This is a genomic window from Microbacterium sp. NPDC007973 (assembly GCF_042958465.1).
Taxonomy (GTDB): domain Bacteria; phylum Actinomycetota; class Actinomycetes; order Actinomycetales; family Microbacteriaceae; genus Microbacterium; species Microbacterium galbum.
Map to the genome: position 1 here is coordinate 382,202 of NZ_JBIBJJ010000003.1, position 18,831 is coordinate 401,032.

Consider the following 18,831-nt stretch of genomic DNA (forward strand, 5'->3'; position numbering starts at 1 on the left):
GTTCACACGTGCACCAGGTCGCGGATGGCGGCCAGCATCTTGTCGCCGATGCCCGGCACCGACAGAAGGTCGTCGACGCTGGTGAACCGTCCGTTCTCCGTCCGCCAGGCGATGATGCGGTCGGCCATCGCGGGCCCCACCCGCGGCAGGGTGTCGAGCTGCTCGGCCGTGGCCGTGTTGAGGTCGATGAGGGTGTTCGCGCCTCCCGCGGTCGCCGGCGCGCCCGTCTCCGGAGCGGCACCCGCCACCGGAACGACGATCTGCTCCCCGTCGGTCACCGTACGGGCGAGATTGACGCCGTCACGGTCCGCGTCGTCGGCGAACCCGCCGGCCAGCGCGACGGCGTCAGCCACCCGGCCACCGGCATCGAGCCGATAGAGCCCCGCCCGGCGGACGGCACCGGCGACATGGACGTACATGCCGGACGGGACGGGCGCGACCGCGCTGCGCGACGGCGACGGGCCGGGCGTGATGGTCTCGGCCCCGGTCGCTGCGCGGAACATCCCGATCCCGATGGTGATGGCGAAGGCCGCCAGCACGAGCACGATGACCGCACCGACGCCGAGCTTCCGGCGCGCACCGGACGAGTCGGCATCCGGGGTCTGCACGGGACGGGCGGTCATGCGCTCACGGTAGGCAGGAGCACCGTTCCCGAGTGGGCACGCCGACGGCATCCGTGGACGAGCCCGCCATCCCGCCCCGTGGGGAGGAACCGCCTGAGGGGGAGTTCCCCGATGGCGTCGCCGCTACTGTATCGACGCCGGCCCGCTCACCCGCTCACGAAGCGCCACGGCTCATGCCCCCACCCCGAGAGCACCGGATGCCACGCCCCCACGCTCCGCGGAGCGTCAGGACGTGGCATCCGGAGGCGACGATCACTTCGTCGAGAAGCTGACCACCTTCGGCGGGCGCACAACCGCGCGAACGATCTCGCGGTCGCCCAGGGCGCGCAGCACCTTCTCGTCGGCGCGGGCGAGCTTCTCCAGCTCGTCGGCGCCGATCTTGGCCGAGACCTGCAGCGTGCCGCGCACCTTGCCGTCGATCTGCACGACGGCGGTGACGGTGTCTTCGACCAGCAGCGTCGGGTCGGCCTGGCGCCAGGTGACGAGGCCCACGAAGCCCTCGTAGCCGAGCGTCTGCCACATCTCCTCCGCGGTGTGCGGGGCGAAGAGGTCGAGGGTCATCGCGATGACCTCGGCGGCCTCGCGGACAGCGGGGTCGCTCGCGCCGGCGGAGCCGTCGATCGCCTTGCGCGTGGCGTTGACCAGCTCCATGAGGCGCGCGACGACGACGTTGAACTTCGTCTGCTCGATGAGGTTCGGCGCCTCGGCCAGCAGGCGGTGGGTCACGCGGCGCAGCGACGCGTCTCCCTCGGCCCAGACGACGTCCGTCTCGCTGTCGACGTCGTGCGCGATGCGCAGGGCGCGGGCGAGGAATTTCGCCGCACCGGTGGTCGAGACGTCGTTCCAGTCCTTGTCGTCCTCGACCGGGCCGGCGAAGGCGAGCGCGACGCGCAGCGCGTCGGCGCCGTGGGCGTCGAGCTCCTCCTGGAACAGCACCAGGTTGCCCTTGCTCTTCGACATCTTCGCGCCGTCGAGGATGACCATGCCCTGGTTGATGAGGCTCGAGAAGGGCTCGGTGAACTCCACCAGGCCCATGTCGAACAGCGCCTTGGTGATGAAACGCGCGTACAGCAGGTGCAGGATCGCGTGCTCGACGCCACCGATGTAGAAGTCGACCGGACCCCACTTCGACGCCTCGCGGGTCGGGAACGCCTCGGTCTCGTTGTTCGGCGACAGGAAGCGCAGGTAGTACCAGGAGCTGTCGACGAAGGTGTCCATCGTGTCGGGGTCGCGCAGTAGCGTCTGCCCCGTCTCGGGATCGGTGACCTGCACCCACTCGGTCGCCGCCCCCAGGGGCGAGGTGCCCTTGGGCTTGAGGTCGAGACCCTCGACCGACGGCAGGCGCACCGGCAGCTGGTCGGCGGGGACCGGGGTGATCGAGCCGTCCTCACCGTGCAGCATCGGGATCGGCGTGCCCCAGTAGCGCTGGCGAGAGATCAGCCAGTCACGGAGGCGGTACGTCTTGGCCGCGCGGCCGACGCCCTTCGCCTCGAGCTCCTCGATCATGCGGGCGATCGCGTTGCGCTTGCTCAGGCCGTCTAGCGAACCCGAGTTCATCATGCGACCGTCACCGGTCAGCGCGACCCCGGTCTTGACCGGGTCGAGGTCATCGACGTCGCCGAGCGGATCGATCGGCACGCCGTCGGCATCCAGCTCGATGACCGGGATCGCCCCGGTGACGGGCGCGTTGGTGTCGACGACCACCTTGACGGGCAGGTCGAAGGCGCGCGCGAAGTCGAGGTCGCGCTGGTCGTGCGCGGGCACGGCCATGACCGCTCCGTGGCCGTAGTCGGCCAGCACGTAGTCGGCGGCCCAGATCGGCAGCTTCTCGCCGTTGACCGGGTTGACGGCGTAGTGCCCCAGGAACACGCCCGTCTTGGGCCGGTCGGTCGACTGACGCTCGATGTCGGTCGCGCGCTGCACCTGCTCCAGATAGGCGCGGAACGTCTCCTGCACCCCCTGATCAGCGGATGCCGCGAGCTCGGCCGCGAGATCGGATTCCGGCGCCACGACGAAGAACGTCGCGCCGTGCAGCGTGTCGGGGCGCGTGGAGAAGACCGTGATCTTGTCGGCGCGACCCTCGATCTCGAACTCGATGTCGGCACCGACCGAGCGACCGATCCAGTTGCGCTGCATCTGGATGACCTTGCTCGGCCAGAAGCCCTCGAGCTGGTTCAGGTCGTCGAGCAGACGGTCGGCGTAGTCGGTGATGCGCAGGAACCACTGCGTCAGCTTCTTCTTCACCACGACGGCGCCGCTGCGCTCGCTCGTGCCGTCGGGCAGCACCTGCTCGTTGGCGAGCACGGTCTGATCCACCGGGTCCCAGTTGACGAGGGCGTCCTTGCGGTAGGCCAGGCCCTTCTCGTACAGCTTCTGGAACAGCCACTGGTTCCAGCGGTAGTACTCGGGGTCGCTCGTGTGCAGCACCCGGCTCCAGTCGAACGAGACGCCGTAGTCCTTCAGGCTCGCCTTCTGCTGGTCGATGTTCGCGTACGTCCACTCGACGGGGTCGGCGCCGCGCTTGATCGCGGCGTTCTCGGCCGGCAGGCCGAAGGAGTCCCACCCGATGGGGTTGAGCACGTTGTAGCCGCGGTGGCGCCAGAAGCGCGCCACGATGTCGGAGTAGAGGTAGTTCTCGGCGTGACCCATGTGCAGGTCGCCCGAGGGGTAGGGGAACATCGCGAGCACGTACTTGCGCGGGCGCGTGTCGTCGTCGCCACCGGCGCGGAAGGGGTCTTTCTCGGCCCAAGCCTGCTGCCACTTCGCCTGGATGGCGTGGGTGTCGAAGCCCCCCTCGCGGGGGTCTGCTGCGGAATTCTGAGACACGGGTGAAGCCAATCGTGAAGGTCGGGAGGCCACGAGGGCCGGCTCCCAGGCTATCGGAGTCCCGGTCACCACCCGGGCGGGACGTCGGCCCCGAGCGCGGCGAGCGGACTGCGGGCCTTGAGCCCCACTTCGGCCACCTCGGATGCCGCGACCGAACGCCACGTGATGCCGCCGCCGGCGCCGACCCAGGCGGCATCCGGTTCCACGACGACGCTGCGGATGACCATGGCGAGGTCGGCGGAACCGTCGTCGCCGACCCAGCCGAAGGCGCCGGAGTACACACCGCGGGGCGCTCCCTCGAGCCCGGCCAGGATGTCCATCGCCGACTGCTTGGGGGCGCCCGTCATGCTCCCGGCCGGGAAGGTCGCGGACAGCAGCTCCCCGATCGTCGTTCCGGGCAGCAACCTCCCCGACACCTCGCTCACGAGCTGGTGCACGCTCGGGTAGGTCTCCACCTCGAGCAGGCGATCGACGCCGACCGTCGACGGCTCGCACACGCGCGACAGGTCGTTGCGCATCAGGTCGACGATCATGACGTTCTCGGCGCGCTCCTTGGCATCCGTCCGCAGCTCCTCGGCCAGCGCCCGGTCGGTCTCGGCATCGGCGGCGCGGCGCCGCGTGCCCTTGATCGGGTGCGTGTGCACGTCTCCGTCGTGCACGGTGAGGAAGCGCTCGGGTGACACGCTGGCGAGGGCGGTACCGCCCTGCCGCAGGAATCCCGCGTGATGCGACCCCGACGCCCGGCGCAGACGGCGGAACACGTCGAGGGCATCGACCGCTCCCGGCACGGTGAACCGGGTGGTGAGGCACAGCTGGTACGCGTCGCCCTCGCGGATCCGCTCGCGGCACGCGTGGATGAGTTCGACGTACCGGTCGGGCGAGACACGCGCGGATGCCACCGCCCGGGCCGACGCGTCCGGAACGGGGTCGGCGGGGGGAACGGAGGCGAGCCGCTCCGCAGCCGCCGCGTCGCCGAAGACGAAGAGGCGGCGGGAGGCGTGGTCGAACGCGAGGAACGCGTCCACGCGCAGCCACGCCCCGTCGCCCTCGTACGTGCGCCAGCCGACCCATCCCCCGCGGAAGGCGCCGGCCCCGTCATCGTCGGGTGCGCTCGCCCGCGCCGCATCGACGCCGGAGGGGCCGGCCTCCCCCGCCGGGCTCCCGGCCCCCATCCAGCTCCATCCCGTCTCGGCATCGACTCCGGCGTCGAGCCAGAACGCGTGAGCGGCCGTGGCGAAGAGGTGGAGGAACACCGCTTCGGGGTCGATCCATGCGTGCCGGGTGAATGGAGAGGCGGAGTGGGGCACGCTCCCAGGCTAGGCGTGCCGGGCGGCTCTAGGCTGAGGGAGGTGAACGAGATCCTCACGTGGCTGCTCGACGTCGTCCAGAACGTCGACCCCGTGTTGCGTACGGTCATCGCCGGTCTGGCGGTCATGCTCGAGACGAGCGTGCTGGTCGGCCTCATCGTCCCCGGCGACACGATGGTCATCGTCGCCGGCACGGCTGTCGCCTCTCCGCTGGAGGGCGTCGTGCTGGCCGCCGCGATCGTGGTGGGGGCGCTCATCGGCGAGAGCTTCGGCTTCTGGCTCGGGCGGTACTTCGGCCCGCGCATCCGTGCGTCGCGCCTGGGGCAGAAGCTGGGCGAGCGCAACTGGGACCGCGCCGACCGCTACCTGCGCAGGCGCGGGGGGCCGGCCATCTTCCTCTCGAGATTCCTCCCCGTACTGCACTCCCTCGTCCCCCTCACGGTGGGGATGAGCGGGTACAGCTACCGCCGGTTCCTCGCGTGGACCACGCCCGCGTGCGTCGTCTGGGCGAGCCTCTACGTCACGGTGGCCGCGGGGGCGGCGGGCACCTACCGCGAGCTCAGCGACCGCATCCATTACGCCGGTTACGTCTTCGTCGGCATCCTCGTCGTCTTCCTCGTACTGGTCTTCGTGGGCAAGAAGGTCATCGAACGGATGGAACATCGTCACCTGACCGATGACGGGCACGTCCTGGAATCCGCGGACGGCGACGTGAAAGACTGAGGCGGATGCCTCGCAACCCTCGCGCCAAAGTGCTCTGGTTCGCCCGACTGGAGCGCCGCTTCCACCGCTGGCGCGAACGACGCGCACGCGCCCGCGGCCTCCGTCCCGCCGTCACGGGCTTCCCCGGCTACGGCACCGAGGAATGGGTGCGCGTCCTGGGCCGCGTCCTGATCGCCCCGCCGACCAAGCGCACCCCCACGGGTGAACTCGAGAGCCTCCGCGGGTGGCGCAGCTTCGCGGCTGTTCCGGTGGGCTTCGCGCACGTGACCGTCGTGATCGACGGGGTGACGCACCAGGTCGCCGCCGATCGCGGGGGCGTCATCGACGCGAAGCTCCCCGCCGCGCTCAAGCCCGGCTGGCAGACGGTCACGATGTCGGTCGAGGGCAGCACCCCGGCGGAGGTCCGCGTCTTCATCGTGGGCTCCGACGTGCGCTTCGGCGTAGTCAGCGACATCGACGACACCGTCATGGTGACGGCTCTCCCCCGCCCCCTCCTGGCGGCGTGGAACTCCTTCGTCGTCGACGAGCACGCGCGACAGCCCGTCCCCGGCATGGCGGTCATGCTCGAGCGTCTCACCCGCGAGCACCCGGGTACGCCCGTGGTGTACCTCTCGACGGGCGCGTGGAACGTCGCCCCGACGCTCACCCGGTTCATGCGCCGTCACCTGTTCCCGGCGGGTTCGTTCCTGCTCACGGACTGGGGTCCGACGCACGATCGCTGGTTCCGCAGCGGCCGCGACCACAAGGAGCTCAACCTGCGCCGCCTCGCCGCCGAGTTCCCGCACGTGAAGTGGCTGCTGGTCGGAGACGACGGCCAGCACGACGACGCCATCTACACCGGCTTCGCCATCGAGCACCCGCAAAACGTCGAAGCCGTCGCGATCCGCCGCCTCCTGCCCGCCGAGGCCGTGCTGGCCGGTGGTCGCACCGTCGTCGACGATCACTCCGCGGCCGAGGTGCCGTGGGTCACCGGCTCCGACGGGGCCGCTCTGCTCGACCGCCTGGAGGACGTCGGCGTCATCTCCCGCGACGCCTGATCCCGGATGCCGCGGCGCCCCGCGCCCTGTGGAACCTCGAGGAGTCGCGCAGCCTCGGCGGCGTCCCGGGGGTGGTCACGGCGATCCGGTGGTGTGCCGAGAACCCGCACGTCGCGAGATCGTCGGATGCGCGCGGCTCTGCGCTCCGCCGAGAGCGCGGGAAGGGTGAGGGTCGCGCCGATGTCGGAGGGTCCGCGTACGGTGGAGGTATGTGCGGTCGATTCGTCGTGGCCAATGTCGCCAGTGAACTCGTGGGGGTGCTGCGCGTCGACGTCGAGGCCGACGACCTGCCTCGGCCGTCGTACAACATCGCCCCCACCTCGCCGGTGGCCATCGTGCTCGATTCGCTCAAGAGCGAGCCGCCGGTGCGCCGCCTCGAAGTGGCCCGCTGGGGTCTCGTGCCGGGCTGGGCGAAGGACCTGAAGATCGGCGCGCGGGCCTTCAACGCCCGCAGCGAAGAGGTCGAAGACAAGCCGATGTTCCGCAACGCGCTCATCAAGCGGCGCGCGATCATCCCGGCATCCGGGTACTACGAGTGGAAGACCACCGAGGCCGGCAAGACGCCGCACTACATCCACCCCGCCGACGGGTCGCCGCTGTTCTTCGCGGGACTCTACGAGTGGTGGAAAGACCCCGCCCGCGCCGAGGACGATCCGGCACGGTGGGTGCTGAGCTGCACGATCCTCACGCGCGACTCCATCGGCCGCCTCGGCTCGATCCACGACCGCATGCCGCTGTTCATGGACCCCGATGTCGCCGATGCGTGGCTCGACCCGACCACCGAGAACGTCGGCGACATCCTCGACGCCGCGATCGATGCGGCCCCCGACGTGGCCGAGACGCTCGACGACCACGTCGTGTCGTCGGCGGTCGGCAACGTGCGCAACGACTCCCCCGAGCTCATCGCCCCCGTCGAATGACCGTGACCATCGACACCGACGCGGTCCTCACCCGCGACGAGTGGATGCCGTTGGCCTCCGCCCACGCTGAGCGCGCGGACGCGATGACCGCCGCGCACCGCGCTCGCGCGAGCCGCGGCGAGAAGCACCCCGTCGAGGACTTCCTGTTCACGTACTACTCGTACAAGCCCGCGATCCTGCGGCGGTGGCATCCGGGACCGGGCGTGATCCTGCGAGACGCGACCGAACGCACTTCCTGGCGCTGGTACCGCGCCGACGGCGACGACGTGCGCGTGGATGCCGCCGGCTTCCGCGCCGACAGGGGCTCGATGTACCGCGGCATCGTGAACCTCCTGCGCGCGACGCACGATCGCGCCCCGCAGTTCGGGTGCTTCGGTCTGCACGAGTGGGCGATGGCCTACCGTGCCGACGAGGTGCGCCATGCCGTTCCGCTGCGGTTGGGCCGTGCCGGCACCGACGCGGTGGTCGACGCGCATGACCTCACGTGCACCCACTTCGACGCGTTCCGGTTCTTCACCCCCGACGCCGTGCCGCTCAACCGCCGTACGCTGCGGCGCGACGATCAGGCGGAGTGGGAGCAGCCGGGCTGCCTGCACGCCGGCATGGACGTCTACAAGTGGGCGGTCAAGCTCGGCCCTCTCGTCCCCGGCTCCGTGCTCCTCGACGCGTTCGCACTCGCCCGCGACATCCGCACCCTCGACATGGAAGCGTCGCCGTACGACCTCACCGACTGGGGCTACGACGCGGTGGCCATCGAAACGCCGAAGGGAAAAGCCGCGTACGTCGCGCGACAGCGCGCACTCAGCGCCCGTGGTCAGGAGCTGCGACAGCGACTGCTGGCTGCCGTGACGTCATCCGACGACACGCCCGGCGGCGCCGATTTTCCTCGTCTGCGATCCGTGTTGTAAGCTCATGGAGTTGCCTCAAACGGGGCGGAAAACAAAAAATACGGGCCTGTGGCGCAGCTGGTAGCGCACCTGCATGGCATGCAGGGGGTCAGGGGTTCGAGTCCCCTCAGGTCCACCCGGTAGAGAAAGCCCCCGCTTCGGCGGGGGCTTTCGTCGTTGCGGCGGCGTTCCCGCCGATCGCCTTCTCCCCGCCGCACAGATTCCCGGGACGCCTCGGGAATCGGGGCGATCCGGATCCCGGCATCCGATCTCGATGCCGGGATCCGGATGCCGATCCGGGGCGTTTCGGAGGCCACCGCCCCGGCCACACGAAAACGCCCCCTGCCGATCGGCAGAGGGCGATGTTCGCGGCGTGGTCACTCGGACGCGGTCGCGGGGGTGGGCAGCTCGATCGGGATGACCGGGCAGTCCTTCCACAGACGCTCGAGACCGTAGTAGACGCGCTCCTCCTCGTGGAACACGTGCACGACCAGATCACCGAAGTCGAGCAGGACCCAGCGGGACTCCTGGCGTCCCTCGCGGCGCAGGCGCTTGTGGCCGGCCTCGAGCAGCTTCTCCTCGACCTCGTCGGCGATCGCCGCGACGTTGCGCTCGTTGCGGCCCGTGACGAGCAGGAAGACGTCGACGAGGGGAAGGGGCTCGGACACGTCGAGGGCGACGATGTCGTCGCCGCTCTTGGAGTCGGCGGCGAGAGCGGCGATCTGCGCCATCTCCCGCCCGTTGTCGGTGGCTGTCATCGGAAGACTCCTGTCGTGAAGGCGAGCACGAGAGTGACGGCCACCGCCAGCGCGAGGGCGCCGGTCGTGATGATGAGGCCGACGAGGAGCTTGCTCCCCTTCTCGGGCGCCGGGGGGCGAATGATCTCGCCCGGTTGCTTGACGGTGCTGATCGCGGCGCTGGCGGCGATCGGCGTGGGGGACGAGGCGGGCGGGAGCTCGCCGTCGAGGAGCACCGCGTCGGCGTCACGGCCGTCGGTGGTGCCGGGTGCGTGGCCGACGGATCCGAGCCCCTCGGGGAGCGCGAAGGTGCCGGTGATCATGATCTCGCCCGTGCCGTTGATGGGGCCGACCAGCGGCACGCCGGTCGGGGTCTGCGACAGGATCAGTGCGTTCGGGGTGGAGACGGTGCCCGTGGCGCCGGTGTTGCGCGAGATGAGCTGATCGAACGACGCCGGCAGGCTGATGTCGGGCGTCTGCCCGTCGAGCAGGTCGGAGCCCAGTGCCGGATTGACCACAGACGGCGCGGGCGCCTCCTCGGTCGCCGCGACCGGGTTCTCATCCGTCTCGGAGGCGGCGGGACGGAAGATCGCGGGAAGCGCGGTCTCCTCGGCGGCCGGGGCCTGCGGGGCGGCCTGGCGGGGCTGCGCGGGCTCGAGGTCGGAACTGATGATCGGAACGGCCGCCGTGCGGATCTTCTCCTGCGCGCGCGCTTGGCGTCGAGTCAGACCCGACACGCCGAACTCGGCGCCCGCGTCGGCGAAGGGCGAGTCGAAGACGGCGGGCCGCAGGGCGGGGGTTGCCGGCTCTTCGGCGGCTGCCGGGATGGAGGCCTCGTCCTCGACGGGGGCCTCCTCGACCGGCGTGTTCTCGACGGCGGGCTCCTCGGCGGGCGCGCCCACGGCGCCGTCGCCCACGACATCATCCGCGGAACCGGCGGTCGGCTCGTCGCCCGCGGCGGCGGGCACTGCGTCGATGACCTCGGCGGGTGCGGAGGTCTCGGCATCCGGAGCCTGTTCGCCCTCGGGCTGCGGCGGGATGATCGGGGTCGCGCCGGTTTGACGCAGCTCGCGCAGCTGACGACGGGTCAGGGCGGGCGTCTCTGGGGTCTCGGAAGAGCTCATGCCTTACTCCGGTAGAGGTGATGCTTCGCGATGTACTGCACGACGCCGTCGGGCACGAGGTACCACACCGGGTGTCCTCGGCGCACACGCGCGCGGCAGTCTGTGGACGAGATCGACAACGCCGGGATCTCCAGCTGGCTCACGTTCTCGGAGGGGAGTCCCTCCGTGGTGAGCACATGACCCGGACGCGAGACGGCGACGAAGTGCGCCAGGTCCCACAGCTCCTGGTGATTGCGCCAGCTGAGGATCTGCGCGACCGCGTCGGCTCCGGTGATGAAGAAGAGCTCGGCGCCGGGGCGTTGCTCCTGCAGGTCGCGCAAGGTGTCGATCGTATAGGTGGGGCCCGCGCGGTCGATGTCGACGCGGCTCACGGTGAACTGCGGATTGGATGCCGTCGCGATCACCGTCATGAGATAGCGATGCTCGCTCTCGGTGACGTCGTCTTTCTGCCAGGGGCGACCCGTGGGCACGAAGACGACCTCGTCGAGATCGAACGATTGCGCGACCTCACTGGCCGCGACGAGGTGACCGTGATGGATGGGATCGAACGTCCCACCCATGACCCCGATACGAGGGGCGCGCGTCACCGACATACGGTGGCCCTCAGTGGCCGTGGGCCTCGGGCGTGGGCGTGCCGTGCTTCTGCGTGTAGGCCGCGGCCTTGTGCGCGTGACGGTTGGACACGTTGCGGTACGACAGCGTGACCAGGCTCAGCGAGACGAAGACGACGAAGGCCACCACGCCGTACCAGAAGGTCGAGGCCTGGACGTTGCCCCCGTGGTGGGCGCCCTCTTCAGCGGCCTGGGCGAGAAGTGACACGAAAGTCATCAGTGCTCCGTTCGAAAGATCCGCGCATCGTGACGCGCGTTGCCATTTTAGGCGGTCAGGCGCGCACCTGGCCGTCGCCGCGCCCGAGCCACTTGGTGCTCGTGAGCTCGGCGAGACCCATGGGTCCGCGGGCGTGCAGTTTCTGGGTGGAGATGCCGACCTCGGCGCCGAAGCCGAACTCGCCTCCGTCGGTGAAACGCGTGGACGCGTTCACGAGCACCACGGCGGAGTCGACCTCCGCCAGGAACCGGTCGGCGGCGGCCTGGTCGGCCGTGACGATGGACTCCGTGTGCTGGGTCGAATAGCGACGGATATGCGCGAGAGCCTCGTCGAGGTCGTCGACCACGCGCACCGCGAGGTCGAGCGTCCCGTACTCGCGCGCCCAGTCGTCGTCGGTGGCGGCCACGACTCGGTCGTCGTGCGCGCGGGTGGCGTCGTCGCCGTGCACGGTCACCCCGGCGTCGGAGAGGGATGCCAGCAGCTCGGGCAGCAGACGGTCGGCGGCGTCGCGATGCACGAGGACCGTCTCGACCGCGTTGCACACGCTCGGCCGCTGCACCTTGGCGTTCAGGACGATGTCGCGCGCCCAGTCGTCTCGCGCCGTGGCGTCGAGGAAGACGTGCACCACGCCCGCGCCGGTCTCGATCACGGGGACGGTGGACTCGGTGACCACGGTCTCGATGAGCGATGCGCTCCCCCGCGGCACGAGGACGTCGACGAGACCGCGAGCATTCATGAGCGCACGCGCACCGTCTCGCCCGAAGTCGTCGACACTCTGGATCGCCTCGGGGTCGACGCCCTGGGCGCTCAGTGCTTCGCGCATGACCCGGACGAGCGTGGCGTTGCTGCTCTGCGCCGCCGAACCGCCCCGCAGGACGACGGCGTTGCCCGAACGCAGCGCGAGCGACGCGATGTCGACGGTCACGTTCGGGCGCGCCTCGTAGATCGAGCCGACGACGCCGAACGGCACGGCGACCTTCTGCAGCGCGAGACCGTTGGGGAGCGTGCGCGTGTCGAGCACGCGACCCACCGGGTCGGGGAGCTCGGCGACCGCGCGGACGGCGGCGGCCAGCGCCGCGACGCGCCCCGCGTCGAGGCGTAGACGGTCGAGCAGCGACTCGCCGATGGCATCCGTCCGACCGCGCTCGAGATCGTCGGCGTTGGCCGCGACGATCTCGGCGGAGGCCTCGTCGATGGCGTCCGCGACGGCGACGAGCAGCGCGCTCTTGCGCGCCGAGTCGAGCAGCGCGATCTCGCGCGCGGCGTCTTTGGCCAGACGCAGGCGCTCGTCGACGGAGGCGGCGATCACGGTCATGGGCTCAGTGTACCGGCGCGCTCACAGCGCCCACGGGGCCCGTGGCCAGGGTGACGGGATCGGGGTTCGGAGCGAACCAGGTGCCCACCGCGTCTCCCGCGAGGGCGGACGCCACGAGGTCGGCGCTCGTGACGAGCACGCCGACGCCGGCGGTCGACGCGAGCTTCGCCGCGGACGCCTTCGTGGCCGCTCCCCCGGTGCCGACACCGTTGACGACCCCGGCGCCGAACTCGAAGTCGGACAGATCGTCGCCCCAGGCCACATCGGTGATCGGGCGGGCGCCCGGCTCGCTCGGCGGGCGGGTGAAGAGCGTCTCGATGTCGCTCAGCAGCACGAGGGCGTCGGCACCGATGAGCTGGGCCACGAGGGCTGCGAGCCGATCGTTGTCGCCGAAGCGGATCTCGTGAGTGGCGACGGTGTCGTTCTCGTTGACGATGGGCAGGATACCGAGACCGAGCAGACGCTCCATGGCACGCCGAGCGTTGGAGCGGTGCGTGGCGTTCTCGAGGTCGCCGGCGGTCAGCAGCACCTGCCCGGCCAGCAGTCCGAACCGGTCGAGCGAGGTCTGATAGCGCCACATGAGCACGTTCTGGCCCACGGCGGCGGCCGCCTGCTGCGTCGCGAGGTCGTTCGGCCGCCCCTCCAGGTCAAGCAGGGGCAGGGCGGTGGCGATCGCGCCCGACGAGACGAGGACCACCTCGGTGCCGGATCCGTGGGCGCGGGACAGCGCGTCGACGATCGCGTCGATGCGGTGAGCGCCGTCGCCGCTGATCGACGACGACCCGACCTTGACCACGACGCGGGATGCGCCGGGGATGTCGGCGCGGGTGGTCGCGGTCACCGCTCCTCGTCCTCGAACGTCAGGGCGGACGAGTCGCCGTCGGGCGAGATCCCCGCGGCACGCGCCGCGCGGCGCTCGGCCTCGAGCTCGGCGCGGGCGTCGGCCTTGGCATCCATGCGCTCGTGATACTGCTCGCGACGCTCCGAGGAGGTGCGGCGGTTGTTCTGCACGAGGCGGGGGTCGGTTCCGCGCGGCGCGGTCATGAGCTCCGCGGCGGAGGTGAGCGTGGGCTCCCAGTCGAAGACGATGCCGTCGCCGGGGCCGATGACCACCGTCGCACCGGCAACCGCGCCGGCGCGGAACAGGCCGTCCTCGACGCCCAGACGGGCGAGGCGGTCGGCAAGGTAGCCCACCGCCTCCTCGTTCTGGAAGTCGGTCTGCTGCACCCACTTGACCGGCTTGTCTCCGAGGATGCGGTAGACGGGGCCGTACGTGCCGCCCTCGACCTTGATCTCGAAGTCCTTCTCCGCGCCCTTCGGACGGATGACGACCCGCTCGGCGGGAGCGTCGTCGATGGTGGCGAGGCGGTGCTGCTCCACGATGTCGCCGAGGGCGAACGTGAGCTCGCGCAGACCCGAGCGGCTGACGGTGGAGATCTCGAAGACCCGGAAGCCGCGCGCCTCGATGTCGGGACGGACGAAGTCCGCGAGCTCGTGCGCCTCGGGCACGTCGATCTTGTTGAGCACGACGATCTGCGGACGCTCGAGCAGCGGCACCTGGCCCTCCGGCACCGGGTAGGCCGCGAGCTCCGCGAGGATGATGTCGAGGTCGCTCAGCGGATCGCGACCCGGGTCGAGCGTCGCGCAGTCGAGCACGTGAACCAGCGCCGTGCACCTCTCGACGTGACGCAGGAACTCGAGCCCCAGACCTTTGCCCTCGCTCGCGCCCTCGATGAGGCCGGGTACGTCGGCGATCGTGTACCGCGCGTCGCCCGCCTGCACCACGCCCAGGTTGGGGTGGAGGGTGGTGAAGGGATAGTCGGCGATCTTGGGCCGCGCGGCGGAGACCGCGGCGATGAGGCTCGACTTGCCGGCGGACGGGAAGCCGACCAGCGCCACGTCGGCCACGGTCTTCAGCTCGAGGACGACATCGCCCTCCCAGCCGGGGGTACCGAGCAGGGCGAAGCCGGGGGCCTTTCGCTTCGGCGAGGCCAGGGCCGCATTGCCGAGACCGCCCAGGCCGCCGGGCGCGGCGACGAAGCGCATGCCGGGAGTGAGCATGTCGACCAGCACGTTGCCGTCGGGGTCTTTCACCACGGTGCCGAGCGGGACGGGGAGTTCCTGGTCTTCGCCCAGGGCGCCCGAGCGGTGATCGCCCATACCGAAACCGCCGTTGCCCGCGGAGCGGTGCGGCGAGTGGTGATACGACAGCAGGGTCGTCACCTGCGGGTCGGCGACGAGCACGACGTCGCCGCCGCTGCCGCCGTTCCCGCCGTCGGGACCGGCCAGCGGCTTGAACTTCTCACGGCGCACCGAGACGCAGCCGTTGCCGCCCTTGCCCGCACGCAGGTGCAGGGTCACGCGGTCGACGAAGGTGACCATGGCGGGTCCTTCCGGGTGGGCGGCGGCGGGGCCGACGCGGCGGAGACGGGGATGCCGTCGGTGCAGGCGGGGTTCGGGTCAGCCGTGCACGGGAAAAAAGACGAGGGGGCGGGCAGTGCCCACCCCCTCGGAAGCGCCGGAGCGCTGAGGATTACTCCGCAGCAGCGACGATGTTGACGACCTTCCGGCCGCCCTTGTTGCCGAACTCGACCGCACCGGCGGCCAGAGCGAACAGCGTGTCGTCGCCACCACGACCGACGTTGGCGCCGGGGTGGAAGTGCGTGCCGCGCTGGCGGACGAGGATCTCGCCGGCGTTGACGGCCTGGCCGCCGAAGCGCTTCACGCCGAGGCGCTGTGCGTTGGAGTCACGACCGTTGCGGGTGGAGCTTGCGCCCTTTTTGTGTGCCATCTCTGCGTCTCCTGGCTCTTACTTGATGCCGGTGATCTTGACGCGCGTGAGGTCCTGACGGTGGCCCTGGCGCTTCTTGTAGCCGGTCTTGTTCTTGAACTTCTGGATCACGATCTTCGGACCGCGCTCCTCGCCGAGCACCTCGGCCGTGACCGAGACCTTCGCGAGCTTGTCGGCGTCGGTCGTGACCGCGTCGCCGTCGACGAACAGGACGGCGGGCAGCTGGATGCTCTCGCCGACCTTCGCCTTCTGGCGGTCGAGCACGACGACCGTGCCGACCTGGACCTTCTCCTGGCGGCCGCCGGCGCGCACAACTGCGTAAACCACTTCACACCTGTTTTCGTTCGGGAGCGCACGGCTCCGGTTGTCTGATGACGTCGGGAGGGTCTGACGACCCAAGTCTCGGTGCGATCCGGCCGACGAAAGTCAGCGGGGTCACGCTCCGATGAGAGCGGACGCGACGCACCAAGGGTCGAGTTTAGCTCACCCGGGAGGATCCGGCAAAAGCATCCGCCCCGCGTGTCGACCGTAGGATCGCGGGATGGCGATCCTCATCGACGACCCGCAGTGGCCCGCGCACGGACGGCTGTGGGCGCACCTGGTGAGCGACAGCGACCTCGACGAGCTGCACGCCTTCGCCGCCGCCGCCGGCATCCCTCCGCGCGCCTTCGATCTCGACCACTACGACGTGCCCGATGAACGGCACGCCGACCTCGTCGCCGCGGGTGCCCAGCACGTGGGCGGCAAGGAGCTCGTGCGCCGCCTGCGCGCCTCGGGGCTGCGCATCACCGCGCGCGAGCGGCGTCGCCCCCACGAGTGAGGCGCCGGACGCGCCCTCCGCACACGAGCGGGGGTGACACGTCCGACACCTCGATGACGGATGCCGCGAGCTCAGGCGTCGGCGGGCGGCTGCGCGTTCACCGGGGTGCCGGTGAGGGCGGCCGTGGTCACGCGCCGACGTGAACGACCCTGTCCCGGAGCCTTGGGCTCGGGAAGCGCCTCGAGCACGGACTCGAGGAGGGCGTCCTTCTCGGTGCGGGGGGCCTTGGGCTCGCGCTTCTTGCGCGGACGCTTCTCGCGCACCGGTGCCGCGGGGGCATCGGACTCCGACTTGGCCTCGAGAACGGCCTCCACCGAGGCGACGACCGCGGCTTCGACGACCGCCGGGTCGTCGATGGTGGGCTTCACGGTGGATGCCGCGATCTGCGCGAGCGCGGACTTCACCCCTTCGGTGATGACGTGCGTTCCGCCGGCCTGCGTAGCGACTGCCCCGGTGTTGCCGCCGTTGCCGCCGTTCTGCGACGAGCCGTTTCCGTTGCCGCCGTTCTGGCCGTTGCCGTTCTGCCCGTTTCCGCCGCGACCGCGTCGGTTCGACGAACCGCCGTTGCCGTTACCGCCGCCGTTGCCGCCCGCCGATCCCGTCGCGCGGTGGCGCACCACGGGATCGTGGTGCACGATGACGCCACGGCCGGCGCACACGTCGCACGCCTCGCTGAAGGTCTCGAGCAGGCCGAGGCCGAGCTTCTTGCGCGTCATCTGCACCAGGCCGAGCGAGGTGACCTCGGCGACCTGGTGCTTCGTCCGGTCACGGCTCAGGCACTCGATGAGGCGTCGGAGCACGAGGTCGCGGTTGGACTCCAGGACCATGTCGATGAAGTCGACGACGATGATGCCGCCGATGTCGCGCAGGCGGAGCTGACGGACGATCTCCTCGGCGGCCTCGAGGTTGTTCTTGGTGACGGTCTCTTCGAGGTTGCCGCCCGAACCGACGAACTTGCCGGTGTTGACGTCGACGACCGTCATCGCCTCGGTGCGGTCGATGACGAGCGAACCGCCCGAGGGCAGCCACACCTTGCGGTCGAGGGCCTTCTCGATCTGCTCCGTGACGCGGAACGCGTCGAACGGGTCCTGCTCGCCCTCGTACTTCTCGACCCGCTCGAGCAGGTCGGGGGCGACGCCCTGGAGATACGACGAGATCGTCTGCAGTGCCTCGTCGCCCTGGATGAGCATGCGCGTGAAGTCCTCGTTGAAGACGTCGCGCACGATCTTGACGAGCAGATCGGGCTCGGAGTGCAGCAGGGCCGGGGCCTGGATCGTCTTGACCTGGCTCGACACGTGCTCCCACTGCGAGGTGAGGCGCTGCACGTCGAGGGTGAGCTGCTCCTCGGTGGCGCCTTCGGCGGCGGTGCGCACGATCACGCCCGAGGACTCGGGGAGCACCTCCTTCAGGATCTTCTTCAGACGGGCGCGCTCGGTGTCGGGGAGCTTCCGCGAGATGCCGTTCATCGTGCCGTTCGGCACGTAGACCAGGTAGCGGCCGGGCAGCGAGATCTGGCTCGTCAGGCGTGCACCCTTGTGGCCCACGGGATCCTTCGTGACCTGCACGAGCACGCGGTCGCCCGACTTGAGCGCCAGCTCGATGCGGCGGGGCTGGTTGTTGGTCTCGACGCCATCCCAGTCGACCTCGCCGGAGTACAGCACCGCGTTGCGGCCACGGCCGATGTCGACGAACGCCGCCTCCATGCTCGGGAGCACGTTCTGCACGCGACCGAGGTAGACGTTGCCGATGAGCGAGGCGTCCTGGTTGCGGGCGACGTAGTGCTCGACGAGCACGTTGTCCTCGAGCACGGCGATCTGGATGCGACCCGCCTTCGAGCGCACGACCATGACGCGGTCGACGGCCTCGCGGCGCGCGAGGAACTCCGCCTCGGTCACCACGGGCCGGCGGCGGCCGGCCTCGCGTCCGTCGCGGCGACGCTGCTTCTTGGCCTCGAGACGCGTGGAGCCCTTGATGCGCTGCGGCTCGGTGATGACCTCGACCGCGCGCTGGCGGACGGGGGCGGCGGGAGCCTCAGGGGCGTCATCGGCGGCGCCGGTGCCCGCTCCCCCGCGGCGGCGGTTGCGTCGACGGGCGTTGGACGAACCGCGCTCGGCGGGACCCTCGTCGTCGCGGTCGTCGCGATCCCACGACTCCTCGCGGGCGGGCAGCGGCGGGAGCGCGGGAGCGTAGAAGTGCAGAGCCGTCGACACGGCCGATACGAAGTTCTCGGGCAGCAGGCCGAGCGACACCGCCGTCGGGCGCGCGGGCTTCTCGGGCTCGGCGGGCTTCTCCGTCTCCACCGCGACGGGCTCCTCGGCCTTCGCGAGCTTCTCGGAGGCGGGCTCCGCGGCGGCGGGCTCCTCGGCCTTCGCGAGCTTCTCGGGGGCCGGCCCCGCGGCGGCGGGCTCCTCGGCGGAGGGCTTCTCGGCGGCGGGCTCCTCGAGGGCGGCAGTCGCCTCGGCGATCGAAGAGGTGCCGCTCCGCTCGACGAGCGCGTCGGCGGGGGCGTCGGAGTCGCCGCCGATGGCGGCGTCGTCTGCCGAGACGGCGGACGGGTCGACCGGTGCCTCCGCGTCGGCCTCGCCCTCGGGCCGCTCGCCCGTGGCGGCGTCGCCCGTGGCGGTGTCGCCCGTGGCGGCCTCGCCCTCGAGCACGGCCGGCGCCCGGGTGTCCTCGGCGGCGGCATGCGCGGCATCCTGGACCGCAGCCTCTTCCTCGTCGACACCGGAGGTCTCGGCAGGCGTGGTGTCGGCGGGGTCGGACGTGGCGACCGCCTCGGTCTCGCGGGTCTCGGTCTCGGGGTTCTCGATCGGCGCCTGCTCGGCGGGGTTCTGATCGTCGGTCACTTCGGCCATTCGGGGTTCTCCCTGGCGGGCGACACCGCGCGTCGCCC

At 70.8% G+C, this 18,831-nt stretch carries 18 protein-coding genes and 1 tRNA gene; 6 read left to right on the forward strand and 13 right to left on the reverse strand.

Annotation, left to right across the window (positions count from 1 at the left end):
• Positions 1 to 2 precede the first annotated feature (2 nt).
• The 3 genes from ACFZA2_RS10815 to ACFZA2_RS10825 all read right to left on the reverse strand — a co-directional run bounded on the left by ACFZA2_RS10815 (position 3) and on the right by ACFZA2_RS10825 (position 4,756).
• Positions 3 to 623, reverse strand: a complete 621-nt coding sequence (locus tag ACFZA2_RS10815; protein ID WP_391404364.1) for a helix-hairpin-helix domain-containing protein — start codon at positions 621 to 623, stop codon at positions 3 to 5.
• 252 nt (positions 624 to 875) lie between these two features.
• On the reverse strand, positions 876 to 3,449 hold the full coding sequence (leuS, locus tag ACFZA2_RS10820; protein WP_391404367.1) for a leucine--tRNA ligase: 2,574 nt from the start codon (positions 3,447 to 3,449) through the stop codon (positions 876 to 878).
• A gap of 65 nt (positions 3,450 to 3,514) precedes the next feature.
• Positions 3,515 to 4,756, reverse strand: a complete 1,242-nt coding sequence (locus ACFZA2_RS10825) for an anthranilate synthase component I family protein (protein WP_391404369.1) — start codon at positions 4,754 to 4,756, stop codon at positions 3,515 to 3,517.
• Between the two features lie 42 nt (positions 4,757 to 4,798).
• On the opposite strand from ACFZA2_RS10825, the gene ACFZA2_RS10830 reads away from it, so the two are divergent.
• From ACFZA2_RS10830 to ACFZA2_RS10850, 5 genes are all read left to right on the forward strand, one after another.
• On the forward strand, positions 4,799 to 5,479 hold the full coding sequence (locus ACFZA2_RS10830; RefSeq protein ID WP_391404372.1) for a DedA family protein: 681 nt from the start codon (positions 4,799 to 4,801) through the stop codon (positions 5,477 to 5,479).
• 5 nt (positions 5,480 to 5,484) lie between these two features.
• Positions 5,485 to 6,516 carry an App1 family protein gene (locus ACFZA2_RS10835; RefSeq protein ID WP_391404375.1) on the forward strand — a complete coding sequence of 344 codons (1,032 nt, stop codon included), beginning with the start codon at positions 5,485 to 5,487 and terminating at the stop codon, positions 6,514 to 6,516.
• 209 nt (positions 6,517 to 6,725) lie between these two features.
• Positions 6,726 to 7,436, forward strand: coding sequence for an SOS response-associated peptidase (locus ACFZA2_RS10840; RefSeq protein ID WP_391404378.1), 711 nt, complete (start codon positions 6,726 to 6,728; stop codon positions 7,434 to 7,436).
• Complete coding sequence (locus ACFZA2_RS10845) at positions 7,433 to 8,344, forward strand: 3-methyladenine DNA glycosylase (protein WP_391404380.1); 912 nt, start codon at positions 7,433 to 7,435, stop codon at positions 8,342 to 8,344. The genes ACFZA2_RS10840 and ACFZA2_RS10845 overlap by 4 nt, the downstream gene beginning before the upstream one ends.
• A 42-nt stretch (positions 8,345 to 8,386) precedes the next feature.
• A tRNA-Ala gene (locus tag ACFZA2_RS10850) sits at positions 8,387 to 8,459 on the forward strand.
• A gap of 241 nt (positions 8,460 to 8,700) precedes the next feature.
• Here the strand turns inward: ACFZA2_RS10850 and rsfS are convergent.
• The 9 genes from rsfS to rplU form a co-directional block, all read right to left on the reverse strand.
• Positions 8,701 to 9,081, reverse strand: a complete 381-nt coding sequence (gene rsfS / locus ACFZA2_RS10855; RefSeq protein ID WP_391404383.1) for a ribosome silencing factor — start codon at positions 9,079 to 9,081, stop codon at positions 8,701 to 8,703.
• Positions 9,078 to 10,184 (reverse strand): hypothetical protein, encoded by a 1,107-nt coding sequence (locus tag ACFZA2_RS10860; RefSeq protein ID WP_391404386.1) that lies wholly within the window; start codon positions 10,182 to 10,184, stop codon positions 9,078 to 9,080. The genes rsfS and ACFZA2_RS10860 overlap by 4 nt, the downstream gene beginning before the upstream one ends.
• Complete coding sequence (gene nadD / locus ACFZA2_RS10865; RefSeq protein ID WP_136585537.1) at positions 10,181 to 10,777, reverse strand: nicotinate-nucleotide adenylyltransferase; 597 nt, start codon at positions 10,775 to 10,777, stop codon at positions 10,181 to 10,183. Before nadD ends, ACFZA2_RS10860 begins: the two co-directional genes overlap by 4 nt.
• 10 nt (positions 10,778 to 10,787) lie before the next feature.
• The gene (locus tag ACFZA2_RS10870; RefSeq protein WP_315995610.1) at positions 10,788 to 11,012 is read right to left on the reverse strand and encodes a hypothetical protein; all 225 of its coding nucleotides are present in this window, start codon (positions 11,010 to 11,012) and stop codon (positions 10,788 to 10,790) included.
• A 55-nt stretch (positions 11,013 to 11,067) separates the two neighbouring features.
• Complete coding sequence (locus ACFZA2_RS10875) at positions 11,068 to 12,327, reverse strand: glutamate-5-semialdehyde dehydrogenase (protein ID WP_391404390.1); 1,260 nt, start codon at positions 12,325 to 12,327, stop codon at positions 11,068 to 11,070.
• A 4-nt stretch (positions 12,328 to 12,331) separates the two neighbouring features.
• Positions 12,332 to 13,168 (reverse strand): glutamate 5-kinase, encoded by an 837-nt coding sequence (proB, locus tag ACFZA2_RS10880; protein ID WP_391404393.1) that lies wholly within the window; start codon positions 13,166 to 13,168, stop codon positions 12,332 to 12,334.
• Positions 13,165 to 14,709, reverse strand: a complete 1,545-nt coding sequence (gene obgE / locus ACFZA2_RS10885; protein WP_391404396.1) for a GTPase ObgE — start codon at positions 14,707 to 14,709, stop codon at positions 13,165 to 13,167. Before obgE ends, proB begins: the two co-directional genes overlap by 4 nt.
• Before the next feature lie 151 nt (positions 14,710 to 14,860).
• Complete coding sequence (gene rpmA / locus ACFZA2_RS10890) at positions 14,861 to 15,118, reverse strand: 50S ribosomal protein L27 (protein ID WP_058596273.1); 258 nt, start codon at positions 15,116 to 15,118, stop codon at positions 14,861 to 14,863.
• Positions 15,119 to 15,136: 18 nt separating this feature from the next.
• Positions 15,137 to 15,445, reverse strand: a complete 309-nt coding sequence (gene rplU, locus ACFZA2_RS10895) for a 50S ribosomal protein L21 (RefSeq protein WP_076675829.1) — start codon at positions 15,443 to 15,445, stop codon at positions 15,137 to 15,139.
• A 214-nt stretch (positions 15,446 to 15,659) separates the two neighbouring features.
• On the opposite strand from rplU, the gene ACFZA2_RS10900 reads away from it, so the two are divergent.
• Positions 15,660 to 15,938: a DUF4031 domain-containing protein gene (locus ACFZA2_RS10900; protein WP_315995606.1), complete on the forward strand. Its 279-nt coding sequence runs from the start codon at positions 15,660 to 15,662 to the stop codon at positions 15,936 to 15,938.
• A gap of 71 nt (positions 15,939 to 16,009) precedes the next feature.
• Here ACFZA2_RS10900 and ACFZA2_RS10905 read toward each other — a convergent pair whose 3' ends face one another.
• Positions 16,010 to 18,793 (reverse strand): Rne/Rng family ribonuclease, encoded by a 2,784-nt coding sequence (locus tag ACFZA2_RS10905; protein WP_391404400.1) that lies wholly within the window; start codon positions 18,791 to 18,793, stop codon positions 16,010 to 16,012.
• Positions 18,794 to 18,831: the final 38 nt, after the last annotated feature.

What these genes read in the sequence shown, in the direction of transcription:
- ACFZA2_RS10860 (WP_391404386.1), bottom strand. Translation starts at nt 10,184, where the DNA reads ATGAGCTCTTCCGAGACCCCAGAGACGCCCGCCCTGACCCGTCGTCAG.
- ACFZA2_RS10845 (WP_391404380.1), top strand. Translation starts at nt 7,433, where the DNA reads ATGACCGTGACCATCGACACCGACGCGGTCCTCACCCGCGACGAGTGG.
- ACFZA2_RS10900 (WP_315995606.1), top strand. Translation starts at nt 15,660, where the DNA reads ATGGCGATCCTCATCGACGACCCGCAGTGGCCCGCGCACGGACGGCTG.
- ACFZA2_RS10835 (WP_391404375.1), top strand. Translation starts at nt 5,485, where the DNA reads ATGCCTCGCAACCCTCGCGCCAAAGTGCTCTGGTTCGCCCGACTGGAG.
- ACFZA2_RS10840 (WP_391404378.1), top strand. Translation starts at nt 6,726, where the DNA reads ATGTGCGGTCGATTCGTCGTGGCCAATGTCGCCAGTGAACTCGTGGGG.
- ACFZA2_RS10875 (WP_391404390.1), bottom strand. Translation starts at nt 12,327, where the DNA reads ATGACCGTGATCGCCGCCTCCGTCGACGAGCGCCTGCGTCTGGCCAAA.
- ACFZA2_RS10905 (WP_391404400.1), bottom strand. Translation starts at nt 18,793, where the DNA reads ATGGCCGAAGTGACCGACGATCAGAACCCCGCCGAGCAGGCGCCGATC.
- ACFZA2_RS10870 (WP_315995610.1), bottom strand. Translation starts at nt 11,012, where the DNA reads ATGACTTTCGTGTCACTTCTCGCCCAGGCCGCTGAAGAGGGCGCCCAC.
- obgE (WP_391404396.1), bottom strand. Translation starts at nt 14,709, where the DNA reads ATGGTCACCTTCGTCGACCGCGTGACCCTGCACCTGCGTGCGGGCAAG.
- ACFZA2_RS10815 (WP_391404364.1), bottom strand. Translation starts at nt 623, where the DNA reads ATGACCGCCCGTCCCGTGCAGACCCCGGATGCCGACTCGTCCGGTGCG.
- rpmA (WP_058596273.1), bottom strand. Translation starts at nt 15,118, where the DNA reads ATGGCACACAAAAAGGGCGCAAGCTCCACCCGCAACGGTCGTGACTCC.
- rsfS (WP_391404383.1), bottom strand. Translation starts at nt 9,081, where the DNA reads ATGACAGCCACCGACAACGGGCGGGAGATGGCGCAGATCGCCGCTCTC.
- nadD (WP_136585537.1), bottom strand. Translation starts at nt 10,777, where the DNA reads ATGTCGGTGACGCGCGCCCCTCGTATCGGGGTCATGGGTGGGACGTTC.